The 16953-nt window shown below is 66.2% G+C and carries 14 protein-coding genes; 7 read left to right on the top strand and 7 right to left on the bottom strand.

From position 1 onward, the window contains the following. Positions 1 to 3: 3 nt before the first annotated feature. Positions 4 to 1116: a M35 family metallo-endopeptidase gene (locus JC616_RS16275; protein ID WP_227104255.1), complete on the top strand. Its 1113-nt coding sequence runs from the start codon at positions 4 to 6 to the stop codon at positions 1114 to 1116. Positions 1117 to 1392: 276 nt separating this feature from the next. Here the strand turns inward: JC616_RS16275 and dcuC are convergent, their stop codons facing one another. The 7 genes from dcuC to JC616_RS16240 form a co-directional block, all read right to left on the bottom strand. Beyond that, positions 1393 to 2742 carry an anaerobic C4-dicarboxylate transporter DcuC gene (gene dcuC / locus JC616_RS16270; RefSeq protein ID WP_107800077.1) on the bottom strand — a complete coding sequence of 450 codons (1350 nt, stop codon included), beginning with the start codon at positions 2740 to 2742 and terminating at the stop codon, positions 1393 to 1395. Between the two features lie 178 nt (positions 2743 to 2920). After that, positions 2921 to 3442 (bottom strand): DUF5610 domain-containing protein, encoded by a 522-nt coding sequence (locus JC616_RS16265; protein WP_227104253.1) that lies wholly within the window; start codon positions 3440 to 3442, stop codon positions 2921 to 2923. 153 nt (positions 3443 to 3595) lie between these two features. After that, on the bottom strand, positions 3596 to 4234 hold the full coding sequence (locus JC616_RS16260) for a DUF5610 domain-containing protein (RefSeq protein ID WP_227104251.1): 639 nt from the start codon (positions 4232 to 4234) through the stop codon (positions 3596 to 3598). Between the two features lie 424 nt (positions 4235 to 4658). Beyond that, positions 4659 to 5735, bottom strand: a complete 1077-nt coding sequence (gene glpQ / locus JC616_RS16255) for a glycerophosphodiester phosphodiesterase (RefSeq protein ID WP_227104249.1) — start codon at positions 5733 to 5735, stop codon at positions 4659 to 4661. Between the two features lie 649 nt (positions 5736 to 6384). Beyond that, on the bottom strand, positions 6385 to 7401 hold the full coding sequence (locus tag JC616_RS16250) for a Gfo/Idh/MocA family oxidoreductase (protein ID WP_227104247.1): 1017 nt from the start codon (positions 7399 to 7401) through the stop codon (positions 6385 to 6387). A 161-nt stretch (positions 7402 to 7562) separates the two neighbouring features. Then, positions 7563 to 8561, bottom strand: coding sequence for an inositol 2-dehydrogenase (gene iolG / locus JC616_RS16245; protein WP_227104245.1), 999 nt, complete (start codon positions 8559 to 8561; stop codon positions 7563 to 7565). After that, on the bottom strand, positions 8551 to 9417 hold the full coding sequence (locus JC616_RS16240; protein WP_227104244.1) for a MurR/RpiR family transcriptional regulator: 867 nt from the start codon (positions 9415 to 9417) through the stop codon (positions 8551 to 8553). The genes iolG and JC616_RS16240 overlap by 11 nt, the downstream gene beginning before the upstream one ends. 204 nt (positions 9418 to 9621) lie before the next feature. On the opposite strand from JC616_RS16240, the gene JC616_RS16235 reads away from it, so the two are divergent. The 6 genes from JC616_RS16235 to iolD all read left to right on the top strand — a co-directional run bounded on the left by JC616_RS16235 (position 9622) and on the right by iolD (position 16942). Then, positions 9622 to 10665, top strand: coding sequence for a sugar ABC transporter substrate-binding protein (locus JC616_RS16235; protein WP_227104243.1), 1044 nt, complete (start codon positions 9622 to 9624; stop codon positions 10663 to 10665). Between the two features lie 63 nt (positions 10666 to 10728). Continuing rightward, the gene (locus tag JC616_RS16230) at positions 10729 to 11874 is read left to right on the top strand and encodes an ABC transporter permease (RefSeq protein WP_082150805.1); all 1146 of its coding nucleotides are present in this window, start codon (positions 10729 to 10731) and stop codon (positions 11872 to 11874) included. Further along, a complete protein-coding gene (locus tag JC616_RS16225; RefSeq protein WP_227104242.1) occupies positions 11871 to 12020 on the top strand; it encodes a hypothetical protein in 150 nt (49 codons plus the stop codon). The genes JC616_RS16230 and JC616_RS16225 overlap by 4 nt, the downstream gene beginning before the upstream one ends. Then, complete coding sequence (locus JC616_RS16220; protein WP_227104241.1) at positions 12007 to 12801, top strand: ATP-binding cassette domain-containing protein; 795 nt, start codon at positions 12007 to 12009, stop codon at positions 12799 to 12801. Before JC616_RS16225 ends, JC616_RS16220 begins: the two co-directional genes overlap by 14 nt. A 329-nt stretch (positions 12802 to 13130) precedes the next feature. Beyond that, a complete protein-coding gene (locus JC616_RS16215; protein WP_227104240.1) occupies positions 13131 to 15089 on the top strand; it encodes a bifunctional 5-dehydro-2-deoxygluconokinase/5-dehydro-2-deoxyphosphogluconate aldolase in 1959 nt (652 codons plus the stop codon). Beyond that, positions 15086 to 16942, top strand: a complete 1857-nt coding sequence (iolD, locus tag JC616_RS16210) for a 3D-(3,5/4)-trihydroxycyclohexane-1,2-dione acylhydrolase (decyclizing) (protein ID WP_227104239.1) — start codon at positions 15086 to 15088, stop codon at positions 16940 to 16942. Before JC616_RS16215 ends, iolD begins: the two co-directional genes overlap by 4 nt. Positions 16943 to 16953 lie beyond the last annotated feature (11 nt).

Here is a 16953-nt window from a genome sequence, read left to right as displayed (position 1 = left end):
TCAATGAAAAAAGTGTTGCCGATTGCCTTGTTCGTGATGGCTTTGGGGGGCGGCTTCGCCCAGGCGCATGATCTGCAAGTGAGCGTGGCCAAGCAGCAGGCCGCGGTGGCGGCGGATCAGGACGTCGAGGTGGTGTTGAATTACCGCAATGCCGGCAAGGAAACCTTGCATATCTACAAATGGTACGTGCCGGGGCAGGATTTGCAGGAACAGATTTTCGAGGTCAGCCGCGACGGCAAGCCGGTCAGCTATCTGGGGCCGCGCTACAAGCGGGCGGTGCCCACCATCAAGGATACCGTGGCGCTGGCGCCGGGCGCTTCGCTGAGCGTCAAGGTCAAGGTGTCCGACTACTACGATATGTCGAAAAGCGGCCGTTTCGACGTGCGCTTCCAGGCGGCCAGCTCCCGCGTGCTGAACCGCGCCGCGCCGCAGCTGAACGCCAAGATCGCCTCCGGCGCGGACGCCGCCGTCGCCGCCGACGAGGTGCTGAGCTCCAATACCGCCAGCGTGTCGGTGGCCGGCCGCAGCAGCAAGCTGTTGAAGCAGTCGCTGGACGCGCAACGCGAATGGTCCATCCTCAGCCGCAAGGCGGCCGCTTCCAGCGTCACTTACGCGGCCAATTGCTCGGTGACCCAGCAAAGCCAGACCAACGGCGGCGTCAGCGCGGCCATCAATATGGCCAACGATTCGGTCAGCTATCTGTCCGGTTCTCCGTCCGGCACCCCGCGCTATACCACGTGGTTCGGCAAGTACGCGCTGGCCAACTGGAACACCGCCAAGTCCCATTACGTCAGCATCAAGGACGCGCTGGACACCAAGCCGATCAGCATCGATTGCGGTTGCACCCAGGCCGGCACTTACGCTTACGTCTATCCTGCGCAGCCGTACAAGATCTATCTGTGCGGCGCCTTCTGGAACGCGCCGACCAGCGGCACCGACTCCAAGGGCGGCACCCTGGTGCATGAGCTGTCCCACTTCACCGTGGTGGCGGGCACCGACGACCACGTTTATGGCCAGGCGGGCGCCAAGAACCTGGCGAAGACCAATCCGACCCAAGCCTTGAACAACGCCGACAACCACGAATACTTCGCCGAGAACACCCCGGCCCAGCAATAAGCTTTCCCTTGCGCCATGAGAAACGGCCGCCTGAGGGCGGCCGTTTTCTCTTCGGCGGGAATCGGGTTTGACGGTGCTTCAAACGCCTTATTGCTGAAGCGCAGCAGATCGGAAACGGGTTCTCAGAGCCTGTTCAAAGTCTCGCGAGCGAGGGCGAGACAAGGCGTTGCGGCTAAGGGAGCGGAATGCACATACGGTACATGAGCATTTCGGAGCTGTTTTCAATGCGCTTCTTATATCCATCCTGCCGACGCGCAGCAGACATTGAACGGGTTCTCAGGCCGGCACCAGCGCCAGCGTGCCCAATACCACAATCACCAGGCCGACGATCACCGGCACCGAGGTGCGCTTGACGATCTCGAACGGCGACACCTGGCCCATGCCGGCGCAGGCCACCACCACGCCGGACACCGGCGACACGGTGCGGCCCAGATTGGACGCCTGCAGCATGGGGATGGCGAGGAAGGCCGGGTTGATGCCGGCTTCGGCCGCCAGTTTGGGGATCAGTTCCACGAAGGCGTAGAAGGGCGCGTTGCCGGAGCCGGTGGTCAGCGCCGCCAGCGTGGTGATCGCCACCAGCACCAGCATCAAGACCATGGCGCCGGAGCCGAAGGACTGCGCCAGGCCGATCAACTGATTGATGAAGCCCAGCGCGGACAGGCCGTGGGCGAACACGCCGGCGGCCACGATCAGCATCACCACGCTGCTGAAGGCGTCGCCCATGCCCTTGTAAGCCACTTCCAGGCCGGCGAACACCGGCGCGGCGCGGCGATGGCGCAGGAATTCCACCAGCGCGGCCAGCGCGATGCACAGGATCAGCACGGTGACGATGTGCAGTTCCGGCGCCAGCTTGCCGTTGAACACCAGCACGCCGGCGATGGGCGTGAACGGCAGCAGGCAGTACAGCGCCGGCGCGTCGGTGACGATCTCGTGCACGTCCTGGCGCGTCAGCGGCAGGTTTTCCTTGCGGTCCAGATAGCGTTGCCAGAAGAAGTGGGCGCAGCCTATGCCGGCGATGGCCAGCAGCGAGATGGGCAGCGTGGTCTTGAAGGCGAAGTCGATCAGCGGCATGCCCGAGGCCTGGGCGGCGATCACCACGTCGCCGGAGGTGGGCGACAAGATCAGCGCCGCCGGCGACGCGCAGATGGCCGCCGCCGCGCCGCGGCTGATGCCCATGTTCACCATCAGCGGGAACAAGGTGGCCATCAGCAGCACGCCCAGGCCGGTGGCGGACGACACCGCCAGCGACAGCAGGCAGGCGACGAAGTAGGCCGCCACCATCAGCACGTACGGCGACTTGATGCGGCTGAGCGGCTTGGAGGCCAGCTTGACCACCATGTCGTTGGCGCCGATATGGGTCATGTAGCCGGCGAAGCCGCACAGCGCCATCACCATCAGGCCCAGGTCCGCGGCGCGGCTGCTGAGCAGGGATTTGACGAACTCGGCGATGTCCGTGGCGGCGTGGCCGGTGGCGGCCACGTTTTTGGGCAGCACCGGCATGCCTTGCAAGGCGGTGGCGATCAACAGCGCCAGACCGCCCAGCATCAGCACGCCGGTGGCGGAGTAGCCTTTGAAGATAGCCCGGCCCACCAGCAGCGTGACTATCGTGCCTATCAGTAATTCCATATCCAGCTCAATGTAAATAACAAAATTATAATTTACTAAAAAATACGAATGAGCATATTTCTAGATGAATCAAAATTGATATGGGGCAAGAACGCGGCGCTCGGCCGCGCTTAGGGGCGGGCAGGGAGAGAGGGACAGGCGCCTGAGGCGCGTTCCGCGCTAGAGCCGGAATCGTTGCCTAGACCGGCGGCTGGCCGAAGTTGATCAGCGCCACCGTCACTTGCTCCTTGGCCGAGACCAGATCGTGGTAGGCGAGGTGCAGCATATTCATGTTTTCCAGCACCTGGTGGGTTTCATTGAAGCCGCAGTCCAGGCTCTGCCGCGCGACGGCCAGGAAGATGAACAGCTGCTGCATCGGCGATTGCTTGGGGTGTTGCTGCCGGTAGAGGGCGTACAGCTGGTAGAAGTCGCGGACGATCCGTTCCGCCGCGTAGCCGGGATTGTGTTCCAGGCCCAGGCCGCTCAGCAGGTCCTTGCCCATCAGCGGCAGATCCAGCGCGCAGCTGAGCGGGTCCATCACCGCGTGGTGAAATAAATCCAGGAATTGCTTGTTGGCGGAAAAGCGGCTGTCGGCGCCGGGCTTGGCCGCGGCGGCCGCGGGCTCGCGCTGGCGGCCGTGTTTGCCGCCATGCTCCTGTTGCGAGAGCTGATGTCCGGCGGCGCGGCCGGCATGGGTCAGGGTAATGGGCAGGATGGGCATGACGGTCTCCTTGCGAGCATGCCGCCGGTCTGGCTGGCGGCGTTCGGTCGGAAACGCGGTGCGGATCTGTTTCGCTTCCCCGGCCATGACCTATTTTCGGCATGGTCGGGGAAAACTTTATTTTTAATTTAACGCTGCATTCAGTTTTAACCGTCAGCTTGTTGCCGCGGCGGCGTCGCTCTGGGTCTTGGGCTTCATGCTGGCGACGAAGTCGTCAAAGCCCTTGTTGACCAGATCGCGGGTTTTCTTGATCTCGTCGGCGATATTGCCGTTGAACACCTTGAGGCCGTTGAGGACGTCCACGGCCTCGGCATAGCCTTTCTCGAAGCCGCCGCGCACGATGTCGACAAAGTTCTTGGCCTGCTCTTCCTGGCTCAGTTCCGGATGTTGCTTGGCGTAGGTGCTGAAGAAGCTGAGCGCGCCGGACAGGATGCGCTGGGACGTGCCTTCCGGAGAATTGTCCTCGCTCATCTTCTGTTGCAGGATGTTGGGCGTTTGCTGCGCGCCCTGGGCGCTCTGGCCGTCGGACGCGGCCTGGGCGTCGCCGCCGCCGTTCAGCTGATCGGCCAGGATCTGGTTGATGCTGTCGATGGCGGTGCGGTAGAGCAGGGACAGCGATTTGCCGTCGGCGTTGGTGGAAACGTCCAGATTGGCCACCAGCCGCGCGTTCAATTGATTGCGCGCGGTGACGGTGCTGCTGACGTTCTGGCCGCTGCTGCTGGTCTGGCTCTGCTGGACGCTGGCGCTGAGCTGACTGCCGACGGACGGGTTGTTCACGGAATTGACGGACATAGTGCGCTCCTAAGCGGAAAGGGCGGTTGCGATCGACGGCCGGAAGCGGCGCGACGCCTTCATGCCCAAGGCGCTGTTGGTGTTGGTCGACCTGGTCTGAATCTGCTGTGTTGTTGGGGGCTTGCGCAGCGGGCGCAAGGACACCGAGGGCTGCCTTACCTCAGTATGGCCATATTTTCGGCCGGGCCCGCGGAAACTTGAGGCTTATTTCGGTGAGCGCGTGCATGCGGCAGGCAGAGCCCAGGCTGGCTTTGGGCCGGCCCGGCTCTGGCGTTGACAGCCGGCGGCTACCGGCTTCGGAACGCGCGCTTAGGGCCGCTAACAAAAGCTCGCAGAGAACCTGAGCCAAGGCGCGCCGACGCAGGCAGTACAAGTCGTACGACAAGGAGGCGCAACGCCGGATCAGGGGTTTTGTTAGCGGCTCTTAGCGGTGCTGTTTCTGACGGCGCAGGAAGTCGACCGCCAGGTCCGGGAAGTCGCTGAAGGCGCCGTCCACCTGGGCGCGGTTGTACACCGCGTCCAGCAACTGGTCCATATTCTTGGCGTAGGCCGGCAGCGCGTCCTTGCGCAGGGTGTAGGGATGGATCACCAGGCCGTTGGCGTGCGCGGCGCGGCCCATGCCGGTGAGCTTGATCTTGCCCGGGGCGGAGGCCTTGTCTATCAGCATCGGGTATTGCGGGCCGATGCCGTCGGCGTACTTGGCGATTTCCTTCATGCCTTCCGGACGGAACATCCAGTCGTAGTTGTAGTTCACCCACTGACCGGCGGCGTTCTGTTCGAAGGTTTCCTGCCAGTCGGTGTAAGCGATCAGCTGCACCAGCTTGAGGTCCATGCCGGCCTTGGGCATCAGCTCGGTCTTGATGCGCTTCAGTTCGTTGAAGTCGAAGCACTGCAGGTAGACCTTGTCGTTCTTGCCGGTGTAGCCGTAGCGCTTGAGCACTTCCAGCGCCTTCACCGTGATGTCCTTGCCTTCCTGGCGATGGAACCACGGCGCCTTGATCTCCGGATAGATGCCGATATTGCGGCCGGTGGAGTGGTTCAGGCCCTGGATGAACTCGATTTCCTCTTCAAAAGTGTGGATGCGGAAATCGGACTTGCCCATGGGGAAGCGGCCGGGATAGCTCTGACGCTTGACGCCCTTGTCGATGTCGAAGCCTTCGGTGAAGCGCAGCGATTTGATTTCGGCCAGGGTGAAGTCGATCGCGTAATAGCGTCCGTCCTTGCGCCCGCGCTCGGGAAAGCGTTCGGCCACGTCGGTGACGCGGTCCAGGTAATGGTCATGCAGCACGACCAGCCTGTCGTCCTTGGTCATCACCAGGTCCTGCTCCAGATAGTCCGCGCCCTGGGCGTAGGCCAGCGCCTTGGACGGCAGCGTGTGTTCCGGCAGGTAGCCGCTGGCGCCGCGGTGGGCGATGACGATTTTGTCCGCGGCCTGGGCGGACGCGGCCAGACCGATGGCCAGCGCGACGGCGGCGAGCAGGGGTTTGCAAGCGAATGACATGGCTTCTCCTTATATAGGGTGGTTCGCAATGGGCGTTGGCGCGACGCCATGATCGGATGCGCGGATGTCGGCGTGATGAAACCCGGCCAGTCCATCGTCATCGTCATGGTTTTGTTTTGGTGAAAAGGAGTAGGACGATAGGGTATCGCCGCGCCGGCGGCAAGCCCCCCGGCGCGGTAGTTTTGAAGGTGCTCACGCCTTTGCGGCGACCGCGAGGCAAGCGGTTTTCACGTCTTTCTTCCTTGCTCCCGCCGGCGCGCGGCAGAGCGTAAACAGGTTCTTAGAGCCTGTTCACGATCTTTTCCGATCGGAAGTCTTGTTCAAAGCATTGAATCCGCTACGCGGATGATGATTTAGGGCCGGTTCCGCCCGGCGAACGGAAAGGGGAATTTGCGCGGCCAAATTCCCCTTTACCCCAAAGGCCGCCCTGCAAGCCTGGCCTGCGGCTTCCCGCCGGTTCCCGTCAGGCCCGAGGCGCGGCTGAACTCGCGATTTGCTAACGTCAAATCGCTCAAACAGGGCAGCCGCTTAAGACCTCGGGCCTGCCACCCGTCGGCAGGCTTGAAGGGACCCGGGGCGCGTCGGATACATGGTCTCCTACGTATCTAGCAACGCTTAACCACACCTACAAAAGATCGTGAACAGGCTCTTACAACTCCACCGCCTGCCGGGTCCTCAAGGCCTCCGCGATGGCCAGGCCGATGCGGGTGGCTTCGCGGGCGTCGGCCAGGCTCAAGGCCAGCGGCAGGTCCAGGCGCGCGGCGTCGACGAAGTGCTGCAGCTCCAGCGTGAAGGCTTCGGCGAAGCGCTGATAGAAATCCGTCACGCATTCATTGCGCACGCCGTGGCGGTCGCTGATCTCCACGCGGTTGGCGCGCGGGTTGGCGCCCACGCTCAGCCGGCCCTGGGTGGCGAAGATCTCGGTCAGCGTTTCATGGCCGTGGGCCTGAGTGCGCGAGGCGTAGAAGCAGGCCAGCTTGCCGTCCTCGAACTCGCACATCGCCACGCCGTTGTCCACGTCGCCGTATTGTGCCAGCGCGCCGTGCACCGCGTTGACGCCGCTGGCCCATACCCGCAACGGACGCGGCGCGCCCAGTAGCCAGCGCGCCAGATCGATGTCGTGGATGCTGCAATCCATGAAGATGCCGCCGCTGGCGGGGGCGAATTGCACGAAGAAGCCGCTGTCGTCGTTGAGATCGCAGGTTTGCGAGCGCACCAGATAGGGCCGGCCCACCAGGCCCTGCGCCAGCTTGGCGGCGGCGTCCTGGTAGCTGGGGTCGAAGCGGCGCACGAAACCCACCATGGCCTTGAGCTCCGGGCGGCGGGCGGCAGCGCGCTCCACTCGCAGGCAGTCCTCCAGATTCAGCGCCAGCGGCTTTTCGCAGAACACGTGTTTGCCCGCGTCCAGGCAGGCGATGATCTGCTCGGCGTGCAGCGCGGTGGGCGTGGCCAGCAGCACCGCGTCCAGCCCCGGTTGGGCAAGCAGGCCCTCCAGCGCCGCGTGGCCGGCGGCGTCGGGCAGTTCCCGGCGAGCCCAGTCCAGCTCTTCCGGCAGCGGCGAGCAGACGGCGATCAGGCGCGCGCCGACGATGCGCTCGCGCAGATTGAGCGCGTGGCGGCGGCCCAGCCGGCCCAGGCCGGCGACACCGAGGTTTAATGTAGACATGACAAGCCTCCCTGTTGAGTTGGAACCTGTTCACGATCTGCTGTGCGTCGGCGATACGGCGTTGAAAACACCTTCGAAATGCTCATGTACCATTTGTACATTCCGCTTTCTCAGCCGCAACGCCTTGTCTCGCTCTTGCTCGCGAGATTGTGAACAGGCTCTTAGACCTGATCCAATTCGACGACCTGACCCGAGCGCCAGGAGCGGGTGGCGCCGTCGGCCAGTTCCAGCGCGCGCACGCCGTCCTCCACCGTGGTGCGCGGCGCGGCGCCGTCGCGGATCACCTCCAGGAAGTGGGCCATCTCGGCGGCGTAGGCCTGGCGGTAGCGCTCCAGGAAGAAGGGCTCCGGCAGGTCGACGGCCACAGCGCGCTCGCCGTAGGCGATCACCTCGGTGGGCCGGTGGTTGCCGGCCTGCAGCATGCCGCGGCTGCCCAGCACTTCGAAGCGCTGGTCGTAGCCGTAGGCGGCGCGGCGGCTGGTGTTGATCTGGCACAGCCGGCCCTGGCGGGTGCGCAGCGTCACCGCCGCGCTGTCGGCGTCGCCGGCGGCGGCGATGGCCGGGTCGCTCAGCGCGCTGGCGCTTGCGTGCACGCTGAGGACTTCGTCGTCCAGAATCCAGCGGCAGATGTCGAAGTCGTGGATCAGCATGTCCTTGAAGATGCCGCCGGAGCGGCGGATATAGTCCAGCGGCGGCGCGCCGGGGTCGCGGCTGGTGACGATCAGCATTTCCGGCGCGCCGATCTCGCCGGCGGCCAGCCTGGCCTTGAGCGCGGCGAAGGTGGGGTCGTAGCGGCGCTGGAAGCCGATCAGGCAGGGCACGCCGGCCGCGGCCACCGCCTGGGCGCACTGGCGCGCGCGCTCCAGCTCCAGGTCCACCGGTTTTTCGCAGAAGATGGCCTTGCCGCGCGCGGCGGCGGCCAGGATCAGCTCGGCGTGGGTGTCGGTGCTGGAGGCGATGACCACGGCGCGCACTGCCGGATCGTCCAGCGCTTGTTCCGCGGCGCAGGCCTCGGCGCCGTGGGCGGCGGCCAGCTCCCGCGCCGCCGGCGCGTGGCTGTCCACCACGTATTTGAGCCGCATGCCCGGCAGGCGGGCTAGGTTGGCGGCGTGGATCTTGCCGATGCGGCCGGCTCCGAACAGCGCTGCGTCAATCATCATATCCTCCAGTCTCCTTGGTTTCTTCTATGTTCAGCTCCAGCCGGCAGGCCAGCGCGATGAACAGCGCCTGGCACAGGCAGATGGTGCTGGTCAGCGAACGGAAGGAGAAGGCCGAGCCTTCCCTGACCGTCAATACCGCGTCGGCCCCGCGCGCCAGCGGGCTGAGCTGGCTGTCGGTGATCACCAATTGCCGGGCCTTGTGCTGCGCCGCCACCCGCGCGCAATAGCGGCTTTCCTTGCCGTAGGGCTGGAAGCTGATGGCGATCAGCACGTCTTGTTCGCCAATGCTGCGGATTTGCTGCGGAAACATGCCGCCCAGGCCGGACAGCAGATGCACTTTCTTGGCGGTGTGCTGCAAGGCGTAGGCGATGTAGGAGGCGATGGGAAACATGCGCCGCACCCCGGTCACGTAGATGTTGTCGGCGTTCAGCAGCAGTTCCACCGCCGCCTCCAGCTGCGCCTCGTCCAGCGCGGCGTCCAGTTCCTGCAGGCCTTGCTGGCAGGCGGCGATGAAGTCCCGGGTCATGCCGGCGGCGGAGCGCTGCTCGTCGCGGCTGGCGATCAGGCTCTGGATGCGCTGGCGGTAATTGGGCTGCGGCGCGCCCTGTGGCGTAAATGCGTCACGGAACACGGCCTGCATATCGGAAAAGCCGGCAAAGCCGAAGCGCTGGGCGAAGCGGACGATGGCCGAAGGCTGCACCTCGCAAGCCTGGGCGATGTCGGTAATGCGCTGCAGCATCAGCGTGCCCCGGTGCTGCTCCACGTAGCCGGCAATCACTTTCAGCTGCTTGCTCAGCGTGTCGTATTCGGCGGCGATGCGCTGCATCAATTCCTCGGCGGGGGCGGTGTTGGCCATGGGCGGGCTTTCCTAAGGTTTTGGCCAGTATACGTTTTGTGTCGATATTCGAAAATAAATTTCTATTGAAAAACATATTTGGAAAATTATTTGCAGAATAGAGCGAAAGCTCTTAAGGTGATTTCACGCCCGGCGCCGACAGCGGCCGCGGCCGACACCATAGCGGGCCCCACGATGGGCCGGCGGAGAAGAAGGAGGAGAGAGATGCAGCAGCGATCCTGGAAGTGTAAGTGGAGGCGGGCTCTGCCCGCAGCGGCGCTGGCGCTCTGCGCGCTGGCCCAGCCGGCGCTGGCGGCCGATGCCCGTTTCGTGCTGGTCAGCCACGCGCCGGATTCCGACGCCTGGTGGAACACCATCAAGAACGCGATCAAGCAGGCCGGCGAGGACTTCAACGTGCAGGTGGATTACCGCAATCCGCCCAATGGCGACCTGGCCGATATGGCGCGCTTGATCGAACAGGCGGCGGCGCGCAATTACGACGGCGTGATCGCCAGCATCGCCGATTACGATGTGCTGAAGCGGCCGCTGGGCCAGGTGGTGGCCAAGAAGATTCCGCTGGTCACCATCAATTCCGGCACCGTCAAGCAAAGCGAAAGCCTGGGCGCCTTGCTGCACGTCGGCCAGCCGGAATACGACGCCGGCTTCGATTCCGGCAAGCAGGCCAAGGCCGCCGGCATCAAGAGCTTCCTCTGCGTCAACCACTACGCCACCAATCCGGCCTCCTTCGAGCGCTGCAAGGGCTTCGCCGACGCCATCGGCGCCGATGTGCGCAAATCCACGCTGGACGCCGGCGACGACCCCACCGGCATCGAAAGCAAGGTCAGCGCCTATCTGCGCAACAATCCCGGCACCCAGGCGCTGCTGACGCTGGGGCCGACCTCGGCCAGTCCGGCGATCAAGGCGGTGAAGAAGATGGGCCTGGCCGGCAAGCTCTACTTCGCCACCTTCGACCTGTCCGAGGACATTTCCAAGGCGATCAAGGACGGCACCGTCAAGTTCGCCATCGACCAGCAACCCTATCTGCAGGGCTATATCCCGGTGGCGGCGCTGGCCATCATGAAACGCGACAAGACCGCGGACCCGGTCAAGGTGGAAGCGGCGCTCAAGGCCAACCCCAAATTCCAGGCCCGGCTGAGGGAGTACGGGCTGGCCCCCCTCTACAAGGGCCGCCACATCAACTCCGGCCCCGGCTTCGTCACCAAGGACAATATCGCCAAAGTGGAGAAGTACGCCGGGCAGTTCCGCTGACCGCCGTTTCCCGATGGATCTGACGCCCGGCGCCGCGACGGCTGCGGGGCGAGGAGCATAGCTATGAGCATGAGCAAGGCCAGCCCGGGCAAGGCCGCGGGCATCCGCATGGCGCCGCCCGGCGACGATGAAAGAGTGCGGCGGCTGTCGCTGTTCGACCGGCTGATGGGACGGCCGGAATTCGCCGCCGTCGCCGGCGCGGCGCTGGTGTTCGCGGTGTTCGGCGTCGGCGCCGGCGGTTCCGGCATGTTCGCCGTGGACGGCATCGTCAACTGGTCGCAGGTGGCGGCCTATCTCGGCATCATCGCCATCGGCGCCTGCCTGCTGATGATAGCCGGCGAGTTCGATCTGAGCCTGGGCTCGATGATAGGCTTCGCCGGCATGATGGTGGCGATCCCGCCGCTGTACTTCGGCTGGCCGTTCTGGCTGGCCGTCCTGTTCGCCTTCGCCGGTTCGCTGGCGGTGGGCTGGCTCAACGGCTATCTGGTGCTCAAGACCCGGTTGCCGTCCTTCATCGTCACCCTGGCTTTTCTGTTCATCCTGCGCGGCCTGACGCTGGCGCTGTCCATTCTGTTCGCTAACCGCACCATCGTCAGCGGCGTCGGCGATCTGGCGGCGGCGGACCCGCTGGCGCAATGGCTGTTCGTCGGCCATGTCGGCGCCGGCCTGTTCCACTGGCTGGCCGGCATCGGCGCCATCGCCTCCCTGCCGGACGGCGGCGCGGCGGCGGCCGGCGTGCCCAAGGTGCTGCTGTGGTGGCTGGCGCTGGCGGCGATCGCGGCCTTCGTGCTGGCGCGCACCCGGATCGGCAACTGGATCTTCGCCGCCGGCGGCGACGCCAACGCCGCCAAGAACGTGGGGGTGCCGGTCAAGCAGGTGAAGATAGGCCTGTTCATGTTCACCGCCTTCTGCGCCTGCCTGTTCGCGGTGCTGCAAGTGTGCGATGTGGGCTCCGCCGCCGCGGACCGCGGCCTGCAAAAGGAGTTCGAGGCCATCATCGCCGCGGTGATCGGCGGCTGTCTGCTCACCGGCGGCTACGGCTCGGTGGTGGGCGCCTGCTTCGGCGCGCTGATCTTCGGCGTGGTGCAGATCGGCATCACCTACACCAATATCAACTCGGACTGGTTCCGCGTCTTCCTCGGCCTGATGCTGCTGATGGCGGTGTTGTTCAATCACTATGTCAGACGCCGCGTGACGGAGGCCAAATGATGGTCACGACCGGCAAAATCCCTGCGGCCGCGTTGCGCCTCCTTGCCGTACTCAATGCACTGTCCGCGTCGGCGCGCCTTGCCGCAGCCGCTGCGCCGAACAATCCTGGCCGCGGGCCGCAAGGAGTCGAAGATGAAACCGTGTGACGACTACATCCTGGAGCTGGATCAGGTCAGCAAGACCTTCGGTTCGGTGATCGCCTTGCAGAAGGTGGATCTGCAGCTGCGCCGCGGCGAGGTGCATTGCCTGCTGGGCGACAACGGCGCCGGCAAGTCCACGCTGATCAAGACCCTGGCCGGGGTGCACCGGCCCAGCGGCGGCGAATACCGGGTGGACGGACAGCCGGTGCGCTTCGACTCGCCGCGCCAGGCGCTGGACCAGGGCATCGCCACCGTTTACCAGGACCTGGCCCTGGTGCCGCTGATGTCGGTGGCGCGCAATTTCTTCCTGGGCCGCGAGCCGATGAAGAAATGGCTGGGTCTGCTGCCGGTGCTGGATCTGGAACTGGCCGGCGAGGTGGCGCACGACAAGCTGGCGGAAATGGGCATCCACATCCGCGACCCGCATCAGGCGATAGGCACCCTGTCCGGCGGCGAGAAGCAATGCCTGGCCATCGCTCGCGCCATTTACTTCGGCGCGCGGGTGCTGATCCTGGACGAGCCCACCGCCGCGCTGGGCGTCAAGCAGAGCGTCAATGTGCTCAAGCTGATTTCCAAGGCGCGCGACAAGGGCATCTCGGTGATCTTCATCACCCACAACGTCAACCACGCTTACCCGATAGGCGACCGCTTCACCCTGCTCAACCGCGGCCGCTCGTTCGGCACTTACGCCAAGGACGCGGTCAGCAAGGAGGAGGTGCTGGACATGATGGCCGGCGGCGCAGAAATGCAGAAACTGATGGCCGAGCTGGACGGCGTCCATATCTAACAACGGTATCGCCACGAAATCCACGAAACCATTTTTAGCCACGGAAACACACGGAAGGACACGGAAAAAGACAGCGTGGATACAAACGTGGCTTGCGTGCTGTCTCGTGGGTTTCGTGGTTGGCGTTTTGGATTTTGAGCCACGGAAATACACGGAAGCACACGGAAAAAAGCGGAAAACGAATAGCGCCAACTAGGACCTCCAAGTTAAAGAACCCCCAAGGTTTTGTTGGGTTTGTCAGTGTATTTCCGTGTGTTTCCGTGGCTAAAAATGCCTGCTGATGTCTCTTTATGTATTCCGTGGCCAATCAAGCTTTCGAAGGAGGATGAATGCAAAACACCACCCGTTTCGCCAGCGGCCGCGACCGCGACCTGGTCTGCCTGGGCCGGCTGGCGGTGGACCTGTACGCGCAGCAGCTGGGCGCGCCGCTGGAAGACGCGGCCAGCTTCGCCAAATACCTGGGCGGCTCCTCCGCCAACATCGCTTTCGGCGCGGCCCGGCTGGGTTTGAAATCGGCGATGCTGTCCCGCGTCGGCGACGAGCAGATGGGACGCTTCCTGCTCAAGACCCTGAGCGCCGAAGGCTGCGACGTCAGCCAGGTAAGGGTGGACCCGGAGCGGCTGACCGCCCTGACCCTGCTGGGCATCAAGGACCGCGACACCTTCCCTCTGCTGTTCTACCGCGAAAACTGCGCCGACATGGCGCTCGGCGTCGAGGACATCGACGAGGATTTCATCGCCGGCAGCCAGGCCTTGCTGATCACCGGCACCCATCTGTCCCGGCCCGGGGTGGAGGCGGCCAGCCGCCGCGCGCTGCAATACGCGCGCCGCCACGACGCGCGCACGGTGCTGGACATCGACTACCGGCCGGTGCTGTGGGGCCTGGCCGGCCGCGGCGACGGCGAAACCCGCTACATCGCCAGCGAGGAGGTCAGCGCCCACTTGCAGAGCCTGCTCTCCGAGTTCGACCTCATCGTCGGCACCGAGGAGGAGTTCCTGATCGCCGGCGGCGCGGCCGAGCTGATGCCGGCCTTGGCCCGGGTGCGCGCGCTGAGCCGGGCGGTGCTGGTGGTCAAGCTGGGGCCCTTGGGCTGCGCGGTGATTCCCGACGCGGTGCCGGCGCGCATCGAGGACGCCTTCAGCGTGGCCGGCGCGCCAGTGGAGGTGATGAATGTGCTGGGCGCCGGCGACGCCTTCCTGGCCGGCTTCCTGTCCGCCTGGCTGCGCGGCGGCGACTACGCCGAATGCTGCCGCCGCGCCAACGCCTGCGGCGCGCTGGTGGTGTCGCGCCACGGCTGCGCGCCGGCGATGCCGACCCCGGCCGAACTGGAGTGCTTTCTCGCCACGCCGACGCGGCGGCCGGGCGAGGACGCGGCCTTGAGCCGGCTGCATCGGGTCAGCGCGGCGCGGCCGCGTTGGGACGAGTTGTGCGTGTTCGCCTTCGACCACCGCAGCCAGTTTTTCGAACTGGCGCGCGCGGCGGGCGCGGACGAGGCGCGGCTGCCGCGTTTGAAGCAACTGCTGGTGCAAGCGGTGGCCGACGTCGAGCAGCGGCTGGATCTGCACGGGCGGGTGGGGGTGTTGATCGACGAGCGCTACGGCGCCGACGCGCTGTCCGCCGCCACCGGCCGCGGCTGGTGGGTGGGCCGGCCGGTGGAGCTGCCCGGCTCCAATCCGCTGGTGTTCGAGCAAGGCCGCGCGATGGCCGGCGCCTTGAACGCCTGGCCGCGCGAGCAGGTGATCAAATGCCTGGTCCAGTACCACCCGGACGATGAGCTGGACAACCGGCTGGAGCAGGAGGCGCAGGTCCGCGCGCTCTACGACGCCGCCCAGGCCAGCGGCCACGAATTACTGCTGGAAATCATCCCGTCCAAGGATTTGCCGCGCGCCGCCGACACCGTCTACCGCGCGCTCAAGCGCCTGTACAACCTGGGCGTTTATCCAGACTGGTGGAAGCTGGAGCCGCCCGCCGCCGCGCAATGGCCGGCGCTGGACGCGCTGATCGCCGAGCGCGATCCCTATTGCCGCGGCGTGGTGCTGCTGGGGCTGAACGCGCCCTTGGACGCGCTGCGCCAGGGCTTCGCCGCCGCGCGCGCCAGCCGCAGCTGCCGCGGCTTCATGGTGGGGCGCAGCCTGTTTCAGCGGCCGGCCGAACGCTGGCTGGCCGGCGAGATCGACGACGCCGGCCTGGTGGCCGAGGCCGGCGCGCGTTTCGCCGAGCTGGTAGCGGTGTGGCGCGAGGAGCGCGGCGAAGCCGGCCGCGCGCTCAGCCAGGAGGGCGCGCGATGAGCACGATGCGTTTGACCATGGCCCAGGCGCTGGTGCGCTATCTGGCCGCGCAGCGGGTGGAACTGGACGGCGAGGAGGTGCAACTGTTCGCCGGGGTGTGGGCCATCTTCGGCCACGGCAACGTCGCCGGCCTGGGGGAGGCGCTGCAACAGGCCGGCGACAGCCTGCCCACCTGGCGCGCCCACAATGAGCAGGGCATGGCCCACGCCGCCATCGCCTACGCCAAAGCCCATTTCCGCCGCCGGATGATGGCGGTGAGCAGCTCCATCGGCCCCGGCGCCACCAATCTGGTCACCGCCGCGGCGCTGGCCCACGTCAACCGGCTGCCCTTGCTGCTCTTGCCCGGCGACGTGTTCGTGTCGCGCGCGCCGGACCCGGTGCTGCAGCAACTGGAAGCGCCGCAGGACGGCACGCTGTCGGTCAACGACTGCCTGCGGCCGGTGTCGCGCTATTTCGACCGCATCGTCCACCCGGCGCAGCTGCTCACGGCCTTGCCGCGCGCGCTGGCGGTGCTGACCGATCCGGCGCAATGCGGGCCGGCCACGCTGGCGCTGCCGCAGGACGTGCAGACCATGGCCTGGGATTATCCGGCCGACTGGTTCCGGCCGCGGCTATGGCGCATCGCCGCGCCGCCGCCGGAACCGGACGCGCTGGAGCGGGCGGCGCGGGCGCTGGCCGCCGCGCGGCGGCCGCTGATCGTGGCCGGCGGCGGCGTGCTCTACAGCGCCGGCGGCGCGGCGGCCTTGCGCGCCTTCGCCGAGCGCCACGGCGCGCCGGTGGCCGAGACCCAGGCCGGCAAGAGCGCCTTGCCCTGGGACCACCCGCTGCAATTGGGGGCGATCGGCGTCACCGGCTCGCCGGCCGCCAACCGGCTGGCGGAACGGGCTGACCTGGTGCTGGCGCTGGGCAGCCGTTTGCAGGACTTCAGCACCGGCTCCGGGCAGCTGTTCCGCCAGGCGCGGCTGCTCAGCGTCAACGTCAATGCGCTGGACGGGATCAAGGCCGACGCCGTGGCCCTGAGCGGCGACGCCGCGCTGTGCCTGGACGCGCTGTCGGCGCGGCTGGACGGCTGGCGCGCCGACGCCGGCTGGAGCGCCGAGGCGCGCGCGCTGGCCGAGGACTGGCGCGCGGAGACGGCGCGCGTCACCGGACAGCGCCAGCCGCACGGCCTGCCTTACGACGGGGAGGTAATCGGCGCGGTGCAGCGCCACCCCGGCTCCGAGCGCGACGACATCGTGGTCTGCGCCGCCGGCACCCTGCCGGCCGAGCTGCACAAGCTGTGGCGCGCGGCGACGCCGGGCGGCTACCACCTGGAATACGGCTATTCCTGCATGGGCTATGAAATCGCCGGCGGCCTGGGCGTAAAGATGGCGCGGCCGGAGCGCGAAGTCATCGTGATGGTGGGCGACGGCAGCTATCTGATGATGAACAGCGAGTTGGCCACCTCGGTGATGCTGGACCGCAAACTGATCGTAGTGCTGTTGGACAACCGCGGCTACGGCTGCATCAACCGCTTGCAGCAAGCCTGCGGCGGCGCGCCGTTCAACAATTTGCTGGACGACTGCCGCCAGGGCCGCCACGGCGCGCCGCGGGTGGATTTCGCCGCCCATGCCCGCGCGCTGGGCGCCGAGGCCGAGCACGTGGCCGACATCGCCGGCCTGGAGGCGGCGCTGGTCCGCGCCCGCGCCGCGGAACGCAGTTATCTGATCGTGATCGATACCGACCCGGCGCGCACCACCGAGGCCGGCGGCTGCTGGTGGGAAGTGGCGGTGCCGGAGGTGTCGGAACGGGCCGAGGTGCGCGCCGCGCGCCAGGCTTACGAAGACCGGCTGCGCCGGCGTCAATACGAATAGCGGGGAACAGC

The sequence above is a fragment of the Chromobacterium rhizoryzae genome, assembly GCF_020544465.1.
Classification (GTDB): Bacteria; Pseudomonadota; Gammaproteobacteria; order Burkholderiales; family Chromobacteriaceae; genus Chromobacterium.
Note: the sequence above shows the minus strand (reverse complement) of the source record. Positions and strands in the feature narration are given on the sequence as shown.